This is a genomic window from Streptomyces sp. WY228 (genome assembly GCF_019287315.1).
Classification (GTDB): domain Bacteria; phylum Actinomycetota; class Actinomycetes; order Streptomycetales; family Streptomycetaceae; genus Streptomyces; species Streptomyces caviscabies.
In genome coordinates this window covers 5425834-5437721 of the sequence record NZ_CP079114.1, presented here as the reverse complement: position 1 = coordinate 5437721, position 11888 = coordinate 5425834, and the positions used below count along the sequence as shown (strand labels likewise).

The window sequence follows — 11888 nt, the reverse complement described above, 5'->3', positions numbered from 1 at the left end:
ACAGCGCCGAAACTGTGCAGGCATCGAAGGAGGCACACCATGCATACGCAGATCAGCGCGGAGCAGTACGACTCCTGATCCGAGGTGCGGTGCGCCGGCATCGAGATCGTGGACGGGCTGGTCATCGTGAGCCCGAGCGACTCCAAGCGCCACAACCGGCTGGCCCGGATCCTGGCCAACGCCCTGGAGGCCGCCGCGGGCCCGGACTGGAACGCCGACACCGACTTCGACGTCCGCTTGCAGGACGTTCCCCTCGCCAACCGCCGCCCAGACGTCATCGTCTACCGGGCGGAGACCATCGACCTCATGCCTACCCGCCCCGAGCATGTACTCCTGGTCGTCGAGGTGGTGTCGCCCGGCTCGGAAACCACCGACCGGATCGTGAAAGTGGACCAGTACGCCAAGGCCGGCATCCCCTTCTACTGGCGCATCGAACAGGCCGCCACCGAGGTCCCGATCGTCTACACCTACGTTCTTGATCCCACCACAAAGGCCTACAAGGACGGCGAGATGTCCACCGGCTTGATCGAGACCATCGCCACAGCCTCCGTCACGGTCGGCCTCGGAACCCTCTGAGGAACGGAGCGACTTCGTACAGCGCACGGTGCCCACAGGGCGCTCGCAGGGTTCCTCGTTCGGGTGGCATCACCGGAGTGGAGCGTTCCCCGAAAGGGACGGCCTCGTTGGGAAGTCAGGAATTCTCGCACCCCGGCCACTGCTCGCCCGGGTCGTCCTGTCGCCTTCGCAGGAACGTATCTGCGAAGGCGTTCCAGGACGACTTGGTGGCGGTGGCCCCCACCCCCGACGGTGGCCACCGCCACCGTCACGACGGATACGAAAACCGTGAAGAAACTCATCGCGACCGCACTGTTCGCCGGCGCCTTCGCCACCGGCACCGCCATGACCGCCCCCGAGGAGCTGACCAGCCGCACCTCCGATCTGCCGGCGGCCGACGCGCTGTACGACCTGTTGCAGGAGGACACCGTCGATACGTCGGCGACCGAGGCGAGGTCGGTGGCGGCGTCGCTCCGAAGCTCTGCCATGTGATCGAACCGCCGCGCCGGGCGCGCCGGGGCCGGGCGCCCGCAGGGCCTGCGTCGCGGTGATGTGGGCCCCTCTCCGGGTCCCTGGGCCCTACTCCCGCCCACCGATGCGTCGCTACCTTCGGTCCCGGCGGGCGTGCGGCCCGGTGATACGGCGGCGAGGACGAGGTGACGCGTGAAACGCAGCGACCGGATACGACGGGGTGTGTGCGCGAGCAGTGGGCAGACCGCCGTCGAGTACCTGGCCCTGATCGCCGTGGTGGTCGCCGTGGTCGGTGCGATCGTCGCGACCGGCATCGGCGGTTCGCTGTCCCGTTCCGTCCACGCGCAGGTCTGCCGCATCGGCCCGGCGGGATTCGGGGGCGTCGACTGTTCCGATGACAACGATGTCGACACCGCTCGGGCGGAGCAGCCGAGCGGCGACGACTCCGGTGCGCCGGTCGACGAAGGAGCCGGCGAGCCCCTCGGGCGGACGCTCGACGAGCCGGTCCGCAAGTCCGTCGAACTGCCCCCCGGCAGCACCCCGAACGCACTGCCCGACCTGTGCTTCGAGCCCCGGGAGTCGAACTCCTCGGTGAAGGTGCCGGGCAGCGGGGTGCTCGGCAACACCGCAGCCTGGGGCTACTCCTGGCTGGTCAACTTCGTCATCGACAAGATCGACAACGAGAAGAACAAGGAGAAGCGGGTCAAGCTGGCGCTCGACGATCTCGCCTACTGCCTGCCGGACTACAACATCGTCATCGCCCAGCCGCACGAGGGAAACCTCCAGGAGATGGACGGCACCGCGCTGATCGAGACCGTAAAGATCAGCGGCACGACCTACCGCGTCTACGCCTTCAGGACCGGGAAGTTCACCTGGGCCGAGGACGCCGACCTCGGCTGGAAGAACCGGGCGTTCCACGGTGTGTTCGACATCAGCGAGGACCGCCGCACCGTCACGTTCCAGGAGCCGCCCAAGCCGAAGCGCAAGGAGGGCTGGAAGCCGGGCGACGAGGGCTGCCAGGTCGAGGGCCAGGAGCCGCCCGACCGCAGCCGGTACTACAACACGTACTCACCGCTGGACGACGAGGGATCGACCCAGGCGGTGCGGATGCTGGTGAACGACATGCGCCGCTGCTATCCCGACTACAACGTCGTCGCGATGCACTCCGAGCAGGACTCGCACTGGGTCGACGAGCCGGACTCCTTCGTGCACCGGGGCCGCTACCGGCTGAACTCCACCGATTACCACGAGGACGAGAAGGGCGACGACATCGCTTCCGGCCGGGCCGTGTTCGACGTCTACGTCTTCGAGAAGGGCACGTTCAAGAACGACGGCGACGGCGGCTACACCAACTGGGCCATGTACGGGAACTTCGAGCGCGACGGCATGGAGGCGACCTTCGACCGGCCGGCCCCCGCCGACCTGGACGCCGACTCCACGGCCACCGGATCCGGCACCGTCCACTTCAACGACGAGACACCGAAGTACACCGGTGGCGGCCCGTATCCCGGCACCGACTACTCCGGCAAGGTGCCCGGCGACAAGGCCGAACTGACGCACTCGCTCCTGGAGGAGTACGGCCGCAGCTTCCCCGACAAGAACATCATCACCGCCAAGTCGTTCAACGACCTCTCCTTCTCCGGGGTGTCCGGGCTGGAACACCTCGCGGTGGTGGACGGTGTCGACGTGTTCGCCGTCGACAGCGGGACGATCACCAACCGGGGCGACGGCGGCTGGAAGAACTGGGGCTTCACCGGCTCCTTCGCGTACGAGGAGGACGCGAAGGCGGTGACCTTCGCCAATCGGTGATCCGGGAGGGGGAAGCGGCGGTGCTGTTGCCCCTGCGGCGGCCGCGCGGACTCCCGCAGTCCCCCCCTCCGTCACCGCCCTCCGGCCGTGCCTTGACCGGCCCCTTGCCCGGTGCCCCTCGCGCCGGAGCGCGCTACGCAGGACACTTGACCCCGACGCTTGGTAACTGACGTTCGGTAACTGACGCTCCGGAACCCGAGGTTCGGAGCGCAGCACGACGCAGCTCTCGGAGGGGGACACATATGCGGGACAGCCATCGGGCGGAAGCCGAGAGGCTGTTGGTGCGCGCCGTGGAGGAGGAGACGCGGCGTACCGGCGGGCGGACCGATGCCGGGGTGCTGATGTCGCGGGCGCGGGCGGCGCTCGACACCATGGCGGCCAGCGCGGGCGAGGAGTACGCCGCGTACACGCAGGCGCTGGACTCGGTGGCGGCGGGCGACCGGCCGCTCGCGGAGCGCTTCAGCAGAGCGACGCTGGGAACGCCCCTGCTGGTGACGGGTGTTGCGGCCGCCGCCGCGTTCGGGGCCGATCTGGCGCTCGGCGCGAACACCGGTCTGGCGTTCGGTGCGGGCGCGGTTGTCGCGGTGGCCGGTACGGCGACGACCGTGGCGAAGGTGACCGCTTCGCACTGGCCCGCCGCCCACCGCCGGGCCGCCGCCGCCGGACAGCCGGGCGGGGCCGAGCAGTTGAGGCTCCAGTGGCTGACCGCCCTGGAGGTACGGGGCATCCGCCCGTACCTGGACCAGCAGCGGATGCTGACCCCGGCCGCCCGCGCCCCGAAGAAGCAGGCCGCCCCGGCGGGGCGGCCGTTGCGCGGCGGCGACCGGAGCGCGGCGGCCCGTACCCGGGTGGTGCTGGAGCAGTCCTTCGGTCATCTTCCGCACGCGGAGGGGCCGTTCACCGGGCGGCGGGCCGAACTGGCGCAGATCGCCCAGTGGGTGCACGCGGCCCGCGCCTCCACGCAGACCCGGCCGACCGTCGTCGTGCTGCACGGTGAGCCGGGTTCGGGGCGTACCGCGCTCGCGGTGCGGGCCGCTCATGCGCTCAAGGACCAGTTCCGGGGTGCGTGCGTGGTCGATCTGCGCGGCCAGGTGGCCGGGGAGAGCCCGCTGCCGACCCGGGACGCGCTGTTGCATCTGCTGAACCGGCTGGGCGCGCCGCGCGAGCAGTTGTTGTTCCGGGAGGGTGCTTCGGCGGAGCAGCAGGTGCGGCGGCTCTCCGAGCTGTACCACCAGCACCTCACCGGGACGCCGGTCACCGTCGTGCTCGACGACGCCACGGACGCCGGGCAGGTCCGCACCCTGGTGCCGGAGCGCTCGGACAGTCTGGTGATCGTCACCGCCCGGGAGCCGCTGGAGCTGCCCGAGGATCTGCCGGCCTGGGTGCACCATCTGCCGGTCGGCGCGCTGGAGGCGGCGGGCGCGGAGGAGCTGCTGCGCGAGGTGGCCGAGGAGGAGGAGACCGGGCCGTACGACTATCCGTCCACGGACGCGATCGTGGAGCTGTGCGGCGGACTGCCGCTGGCGCTGCGAGTGGCCGGTTCCGCGCTGGGCGCGCGCAGTCGGCACACGCTGGCGGAGGACCTGGGCGCGTACGGGCCGGTGGACCCGGTGGAGCGGGCGCTGTGGCTGCGCTACACCGACCAGGGCGATCAGGCACGGCGGCTGCTGCGGCGGCTCGCACTGGCGGGCCGGGCGAGCCTGGGCGCGGCGGCGGCTGCCGCGTTGCTCTCCGCCGACGAGCAGGAGGCGGAGCGGCTGCTGACCGTGCTGGCCGGGGCCGGGCTGCTCACCCGCGTACGGGGATCGCGCTACCGGCTGCACGATCTGGTGCGGGCGTTCGCGCTGGCCCGGCTGCTGGACGAGGAGGAGCCGGCCGAGCGGACGGCGGCGCAGGAGCGGCTGCTGACCAACTACGCGGAGCTGGCCGACGCGGTGATCCGGATGGTCGACGGGAAGATGTCGACCCGCGCCGGACAGTTCGGTTCGCACGGCTTCGGGTCGCTGGACTCGGCGCTGCGCTGGCTGGACGACGAGTCGAGCTTCATCACGGCGGCGTTGCGGCACGCGGAGGGCGTCGACCAGGCCACGGTGCTGCATCTGCTGGGTGCGCTGTGCGACTACTGCCTGCTGCGCGGCGACCTGTACCGCCTCGGCGAGATCAGCGAGCTGACGCAGGCCGTGGACCAGGGGCTGCTGGAGCGCTCGGTGCAGTGGCGTACGGGCATCGCGGCCCGGCAGCTCGGCGAGCTGGACAAGGCCCGCACCACGCTGTCCTCCGTCGTCGGGCTCTACCACGAGGCGCAGAACGACGCGGGCGAGGCGCTGGCGCTGTGCTCGCTCGGCATCACCCTGCACCACCAGGGCAATCTGACCGAGGCGGCGGCCCGGCTCGGCGAGGCGCTGGCCCTGCAGTCCTCGCCGGCGCAGGCCGAGGACCGGGCCTGGACCCTGCACGCGCTGGCGGCCGTGGAGCGTGACCGGGGCGATCTGGTGAAGGCGCTGGCGCTGCTGGCCGACGCGTTGCGGCTGCACCGGGAGGGCGAGTCGCTGCACGGTGAGGCCTGGACGCAGTTCCAGCTGGGACAGGTGCGGCTGCGCACGGGCGAGGTGGCGGCGGCCGAGGAGGCGCTGAGTACGGCCCTGGAGCTGTACGGGCGCACCCGCGACGGGCGCGGTGAGGCCTGGGCGATCACCCAGCTGGCCCGGGCCCGGCTGCTGGACGGCGATCCGGCGGCCGCGCTGGAGCAGCTGCGCGAGGCCCTGGACCGGCACCGGGACAACGAGGACGCGCGCGGTGAGGCGTGGACCCTGTACTACCTGGGTCAGGCGTTGGAGGAGGACGGGGACACGGATCAGGCGGTGCGTGAGCTGGAGCGGTCCCGGACGATGTTCTCCCGGATGCGGGACGTGTACGGGCTGGCGTGCGCCCGGCACCATTCGGGCCGGGTGACCCGGGACCAGCGGGCCGCGCAGACGGGAAACCTGCGCAATTCCGGGTTCGCCCGGCAGCTGCTGATGGACGCGCGGGCGGACTTCCGGCGGATCAAGGTGCCGTACGGCGAGGCCTGGGCGTGCGTGGAGCTGGCGCTGATCGACGCGGGCAACGGGCGGGCGCCGCAGGCGCTGGAGCTGTGCGGTGAGGCGGCGGAGCTGTTCGATTCGTACGGGGACGCGCGGGGCGGCGACTGGGCCCGGTTCCTGCGGTGCACGCTGCTGCCGTACGCCTCGCCCGGGGGCGTCGAGGTGGGCACGGTGGTCGCCCAGCAGGAGCTGGCGGACCTGGTCGAGGCCCGGCATCCGGCGCGGGACGGCAAGCTGGAGCAGTCAGCGGCGGCGTTCGCGGTGGCCCTGGAGCGGGGCGTGGACCTGGAGGACGGCTGGCAGGCGTGGCGGCTCGGGCTCACCCCGACCCGTGGCGCCGGCCAGATCATGGGCGTGCCGACGGAGCCGGCCCGGCCGTGACGCCGGGGACGGCACGGACGTAACGCTGGGGACGGGCCCGACTGTGTCGGCTGTGATGGCGGGGACGGCAGGGCGGTGACCGGGCGGGCGTCGGGGAGAACCCGGCGCCCGTGGCCGTACCCGTAACCGACGGCCCCCGTTCCCGTACACGTACACGACGGGCGTCCGGCACCGGGCCGGACGCCCTTCCGTACTCGTACGGCCTGCCGCGCCGGCTACTTCCGGGGCGCGGCAGCCGCGTCGGCGGCCGGCTCGGCGTCCGGGTCGGGGGCCTCCTCGAAGTTCACCCGGCCCATGTGGCGGTTCATCGACTTCATCAGGGCCCACACGCCGACGGCGAGCGCGGCGAACACGAGGAAGCCGAGGACGCCGGGGGTGACCTTGTTCTTGTCGAGCTCTTCGGCGGCGAACGGGACGAGGTGCGTCAGTGCCTGGGTCGCGTACATATCAGGCATTGTCGCGGATGCCCGCGAAGAGGTCGCTCTCGGGGAGGGAGGTATCGACCAGAGACTTCGCCAGCTCGTACTCCTCGGTCGGCCAGACCTCGCGCTGGATGTCCATCGGAACCCGGAACCAGCCGCCCTCCGGGTCGATCTGCGTGGCGTGCGCGATCAGTGCCTTGTCGCGGATCTCGAAGAACTCGTCGCAGGGAATGTGCGTGGTCAGCGTGCGTTCGACGCGCTCGAACTCCTTCCACCGCTCCAGCCACTCGCCGTACGGGGACTCCAGACCCCGGGCGATCAGCGCCTCGTGCAGCGCGACGGTGCGCGGCCGGTTGAAGCCCTGGTTGTAGTAGAGCTTCCGCGGCGTCCAGACCGGGCCGAACTCGTCCTCGGGGAAGCGCTCCGCGTCGGCCGCACCGTCGAACGCGATCATCGAGATCGTGTGCGTCATGATGTGGTCGGGGTGCGGGTAGCCGCCGTTCTCGTCGTACGTGGTGATGACCTGCGGCCGGAACGCGCGGATCTTCGCCACCAGGCGTCCGGCGGCGACCTCGGGGTCCTCCAGGGCGAAGCAGCCCTCGGGCAGCGGCGGCAGCGGGTCGCCCTCGGGCAGACCCGAGTCGACGAAGCCGAGCCACTCCTGCTGGACGCCCAGGATCTCCCGGGCCTCGTCCATCTCCTTCTTGCGCACCTCGTGGATGTTCTTCTCGATGTACGCGTCACCCTGGAGCTTCGGGTTGAGGATGGAGCCGCGCTCGCCCCCCGTGCAGGTCACGACCAGCACGTCCACCCCCTCGGACACGTACTTGGCCATGGTGGCCGCGCCCTTGCTCGACTCGTCGTCGGGGTGGGCGTGAACGGCCATCAGTCGCAGCTGCTCAGTCAAAGCTCGATCCTCAGTCATTGGTCGCTCTGGTTCGGTCGCTCTGGTTCGAAGAGAGGTGCCGGCCCGCGCGACGTCGGTGTGGGGCGCGGTCGGGTGACGGGCGGGCGGCTTCTATAGTGACTGAACGAGGGACCGGAAAATTCCTCGATGCCCGGTCCGGAGGGAACGATCATGACGGCGGTTCGCGAGGCTGCGCCCGAGGGGCGGTACGGCCGGACCGAGGATCAGCGTGCGGACCGCAAGCTGAAGATCGTCGGATCGGTCCTGGGCGTCGCTCTGCTCGGCGTGATCGGGTGGATCGGTTTCGACTACGTGGGCGGCCAGGGCATCAGTGCCGAGATGATCAAGTTCAAGATCGTCTCCGACACCCGGGCCGATGTCCACCTGGAGGTCCGCAAGGACCGCGAGGGCCACGGCTACTGCCTGGTGCGGGCGCTCAGCGAGGACGGCTCCGAGGTGGGCCGCAAGGAGGTCCGGTTCGACCGGGCCGAGGACCGGATCGACGAGGTCGTGAACGTGGTGACCCGGTCCCGGGCGACGGCGGTCGAGCCGATGGGCTGCACCGCCGACGACGGCCCGACCGGCTGAACCGCAGCACACCCCGTGTGACCTGCGACGATACGGGTCGCAGCGGCCGGTCCTGGCGTGTGACGGTTTACCTTCTCCCCCTTTTCCTGGGGAATTGTTAGGCTCGTGGTTTCGCCCACCCGCAGAGGCACATGCTTCTGGGTAGGGCGATGCTTTGTATTTCCCAGCACTTCCCAGTACCGACGAGGAGCACCTGTGACCCAGACCAGCGAAAACGTCACCTGGCTCACGCAGGAGGCGTACAACCAGCTCAAGGCCGAGCTGGAGTACCTGTCTGGTCCCGCGCGCACGGAGATCGCCGTCAAGATCGCGGCGGCCCGTGAGGAGGGTGACCTCCGGGAGAACGGCGGGTACCACGCGGCCAAGGAGGAGCAGGGCAAGATGGAGCTGCGGGTGCGCCAGCTGACCCAGCTCCTGGAGCACGCGAAGGTCGGCGAGGCGCCGGCCGACGACGGCGTGGTCGAGCCCGGCATGGTCGTCACCATCGCCTTCGACGGCGACGAGGACGACACGCTGACCTTCCTGCTCGCCTCCCGTGAATACGCCAGCACGGAGATCGAGACGTACTCCCCGCAGTCCCCGCTCGGCCTCGGTGTGAACGGCAAGCGGACGGGTGACGACGCGGACTACGAGCTGCCGAACGGCAAGACCGCCACGGTGAAGATCCTGGCGGCGAAGCCCTACTCCGGCTGACCCGGCCGACCACGACCGAACGACACGGGAGCCCCGGCCTCAGGGAGGCCGGGGCTCCCGTGCGTCGTCGCGCCGCGGCTCGGCCAGGCGGGCGGGCGTCCGTCCCGGCAGGTCAGGAGTGGTCGCCGGTGCGGCCGAGGGTCTTCTCCGGGGTCGCGCCGGGGCGGGTCCACTGCGGGGTGGGACGGCTGGCCGGACCCCAGCTGGCGGTGGCGTCCGCGTCCGTGCGCCAGTACCAGCAGGGCCCGCCCTCCCCCGGATACCCCTCGCGGGCCCGGCCGAGCACCGGCCGGCCCTCGGGGTTGTCCTCCCACGCCTCGCCGCGGCCGTAGGGCGTCATGTCGAGCAGCCCGAAGGACCCGTTGGCCGGCTCGATTCCGCGGCCCGTCGTGGAGTAGGTGAGGAACACCCGGTCGCCCTCGCGCAGGAAGCAGGCGAGGTGCCCCATCTCGCCGCCGATCGGCGCGTCCAGGCCCCGCACCGAATACCAGGGCTGGGTGTAGCCCATGAACGCGGTGAAGGCGGCCACCTCCTCCCAGGCCCCCGAGGTCAGGACGGCGAACGAGACGCCCCGGGCGTTGAGGTAGACGGCGTCCTTCATGTGCCAGACCGCGTCGGTGCAGCCCTCGCACTGGCCCTGGTGCGGTGCGCCGTCGTACCACATGTGCTGGTAGACGACGAGCTCGTCACGGCCCTGGAAGAGGTCCAGGAACGGGACCGGGCCCTCGGCTCCGACGACCTCGACGGTCCCGTCGGTCTCCACCATCGGCAGCCGCCGGCGGGCCGCGGCGATCGCGTCGCCCTGGTGGGTGTGGGCCTTCTCGCGGACCAGCAGTTCGTCCCTGGCCGCCTGCCAGGTGGCCCGGTCGACGACGGGCGGGCGGCCGGGCCGCTCGGAGGCCGGGTCGTGGTCGTGGCCGTCGGGAGCGGTGGTGGTCATGGTGTCCTCCGTGGTGTCTGCGGCGTCCCCCGTCCCCCTGACATGACTCGCACCGCCACCGGAACTCATCGCTCCGCCCGACGCGCGGCTGCCGAAACAGCTGTCACACGGCTACTGGGCGGAGCCCCGGTGCGCCTGTCAGGCGGCGGCCGAGCGGTACTTGCGGACCGCGAGGGTCCGGAAGACCACGATGATCAGCACCGACCAGATGACCGAGGCGAGGATCGGGTGCTCCATCGGCCAGGCCCCGGTGACGGACTTCGGCATGTTCGGCATGGTGTTGCCGAAGAGCTCACGGGCCCCCGCCACCGTGGCGCTGAAGGGGTTCCATTCGGCGACGTGCTGGAGGAACGTCGGCATGCCGGTGACCGGCACGAAGGCGTTCGAGATGAACGTCAGCGGGAACAGCCAGATCAGCCCGCCGGAGGTCGCCGCCTCCGGGGTGCGCACGGACAGGCCGATCAGCGCCCCGATCCAGGAGAACGCGTAGCCGAGCAGGAGCAGCAGCAGGAAGCCGCAGAGCACCTTGCCGATGTTCTCGTGGGTGCGCCAGCCGACGATCAGCGCGACCCCCGCGAGCACGACGAGGGTGAGGGTGGTCTGGACGAGGTCGGCGAGCGTCCGTCCGGTGAGGACCGCGCCCCGGGCCATCGGCAGCGACCGGAAGCGGTCGATGAGCCCCTTGTGCATGTCGTCGGCGATGCCCGCGCCGGCGCCCGCGGTGGCGAAGGTGACGGTCTGGGCGAAAATGCCCGCCATCAGGAACTCCTTGTACAGCTGCGGATCGGTGGAGCCGCCGATGCTGATCGAGCCGCCGAAGACGTAGGTGAACAGCACCACGAACATGATCGGCTGGATCAGCCCGAAGATCACCATCTCGGGGATCCGGGTCATCCGGATCAGATTCCGCTTCGCGACGACGAGGGAGTCCTTCACGGACTGGGTGACACCCCCGGAGGGGCGGGGAAGCAGCGCCGGGGCCTCGTCCTTGGCGATCGCGCTCACTGGGCGTCCTCCTTGCTCTGCTCGGAGACCTCGGCCGCGTGGCCGGTGAGGGAGAGGAAGACGTCGTCCAGGGTGGGCCTGCGCAGGGCGATGTCGTCGATCTCCACACCCCGGGCGTCCAGGTCGCGGATGATCTCGGCGAGCAGCTTGGCCCCGCCGCTCACCGGGACGGTCAGCTTCCGGGAGAGCCGGACGACGGTGACCTCGCCCTTGCCGAGGGCGGTCAGCACGCTCCGGGCGGGCTCGATCTCGTCGGGGCGGTGCACGACGACCTCGACGCGCTCGCCGCCGGTGCGGGCCTTCAGCTCGTCGGAGGTGCCGCGCGCGATGACCTTGCCGTGGTCGATGACGCAGATGTCGTTCGCGAGGCGGTCGGCCTCCTCCAGATACTGCGTGGTCAGCAGCAGGGTCGTACCGCCCGCCACCAGGTCCTCGATCACGTCCCAGAGCTGCTGCCGGTTGCGCGGGTCGAGGCCGGTGGTCGGCTCGTCCATGAACATCACGGGCGGCGAGACGACGAGCGCCGCCGCGAGGTCGAGCCGCCGGCGCATACCGCCGGAGTACGTCTTGGCGGTGCGGTCGGCGGCGTCGGAGAGGTTGAACCGGTCCAGCAGAACGGCCGCGCGGGCCTTCGCGTCCCGGGCGCTCAGCTGATAGAGCTGCCCGACCATCTGGAGGTTCTCGCGGCCGGTCAGATACTCGTCGACCGCGGCGAACTGTCCGGAGAGCCCGATCGAGCGGCGTACCTCGTTGGGCTTCTTCAGGACGTCGATCCCGGCCACGACGGCCGTGCCGCTGTCCGGGCGCAGCAGCGTGGTCAGCACCCGTACGGCGGTGGTCTTGCCCGCGCCGTTGGGCCCGAGCAGTCCGAGGACGGTGCCTTCGGGGACGTCGAGATCGACGCCGTCGAGGGCTCGTACGTCGCCGAAGGTCTTCACCAGACCTTCGGCGTGGATCGCACCTGGCATGGAAGAACTCCCCCGTCGTCGCGGCTGACCGCACCTGTACGTGGCCTCTCTTCGCGATCCTAGGAT

General features: G+C 70.9%; 10 protein-coding genes and 1 pseudogene. 6 read left to right on the top strand and 5 right to left on the bottom strand.

Annotated elements, in window-relative coordinates:
* The first annotated feature begins 39 nt into the window (after nucleotides 1-39).
* The 4 genes and pseudogenes from KV381_RS23965 (at nucleotide 40) to KV381_RS23950 (ending at nucleotide 6299) form a co-directional block, all read left to right on the top strand.
* Nucleotides 40-576 (top strand): annotated as a pseudogene (locus KV381_RS23965) (Uma2 family endonuclease).
* Nucleotides 577-807: 231 nt separating this feature from the next.
* Complete coding sequence (locus KV381_RS23960) at nucleotides 808-1047, top strand: hypothetical protein (protein WP_218786189.1); 240 nt, start codon at nucleotides 808-810, stop codon at nucleotides 1045-1047.
* Nucleotides 1048-1218: 171 nt separating this feature from the next.
* Nucleotides 1219-2835 (top strand): hypothetical protein, encoded by a 1617-nt coding sequence (locus tag KV381_RS23955; RefSeq protein ID WP_218787365.1) that lies wholly within the window; start codon nucleotides 1219-1221, stop codon nucleotides 2833-2835.
* A 242-nt stretch (nucleotides 2836-3077) separates the two neighbouring features.
* Nucleotides 3078-6299 carry a tetratricopeptide repeat protein gene (locus tag KV381_RS23950; protein WP_218786188.1) on the top strand — a complete coding sequence of 1074 codons (3222 nt, stop codon included), beginning with the start codon at nucleotides 3078-3080 and terminating at the stop codon, nucleotides 6297-6299.
* Between the two features lie 215 nt (nucleotides 6300-6514).
* On the opposite strand, the gene KV381_RS23945 is transcribed toward KV381_RS23950, so the two are convergent.
* Entirely contained in the window at nucleotides 6515-6745 is a 231-nt protein-coding gene (locus tag KV381_RS23945) for a hypothetical protein (RefSeq protein ID WP_030086905.1), read from the bottom strand.
* 1 nt (nucleotide 6746) lies between these two features.
* A complete protein-coding gene (gene mca / locus KV381_RS23940; protein WP_078611264.1) occupies nucleotides 6747-7628 on the bottom strand; it encodes a mycothiol conjugate amidase Mca in 882 nt (293 codons plus the stop codon).
* A 171-nt stretch (nucleotides 7629-7799) separates the two neighbouring features.
* Between mca and KV381_RS23935 the strand changes: the two genes are divergently transcribed.
* Both KV381_RS23935 and greA read left to right on the top strand, forming a co-directional pair.
* Nucleotides 7800-8216, top strand: coding sequence for a DUF4307 domain-containing protein (locus tag KV381_RS23935; RefSeq protein ID WP_030086901.1), 417 nt, complete (start codon nucleotides 7800-7802; stop codon nucleotides 8214-8216).
* A 195-nt stretch (nucleotides 8217-8411) separates the two neighbouring features.
* A complete protein-coding gene (greA, locus tag KV381_RS23930; protein WP_030086899.1) occupies nucleotides 8412-8909 on the top strand; it encodes a transcription elongation factor GreA in 498 nt (165 codons plus the stop codon).
* Nucleotides 8910-9021: 112 nt separating this feature from the next.
* Here the strand turns inward: greA and KV381_RS23925 are convergent, their stop codons facing one another.
* The 3 genes from KV381_RS23925 to KV381_RS23915 form a co-directional block, all read right to left on the bottom strand.
* Entirely contained in the window at nucleotides 9022-9849 is an 828-nt protein-coding gene (locus KV381_RS23925) for a DUF899 family protein (protein ID WP_218786186.1), read from the bottom strand.
* A 138-nt stretch (nucleotides 9850-9987) separates the two neighbouring features.
* Entirely contained in the window at nucleotides 9988-10854 is an 867-nt protein-coding gene (locus tag KV381_RS23920) for an ABC transporter permease (RefSeq protein WP_030086895.1), read from the bottom strand.
* Nucleotides 10851-11822 (bottom strand): ATP-binding cassette domain-containing protein, encoded by a 972-nt coding sequence (locus KV381_RS23915; RefSeq protein ID WP_086779136.1) that lies wholly within the window; start codon nucleotides 11820-11822, stop codon nucleotides 10851-10853. The genes KV381_RS23920 and KV381_RS23915 overlap by 4 nt, the downstream gene beginning before the upstream one ends.
* Between the last annotated feature and the right edge of the window lie 66 nt (nucleotides 11823-11888).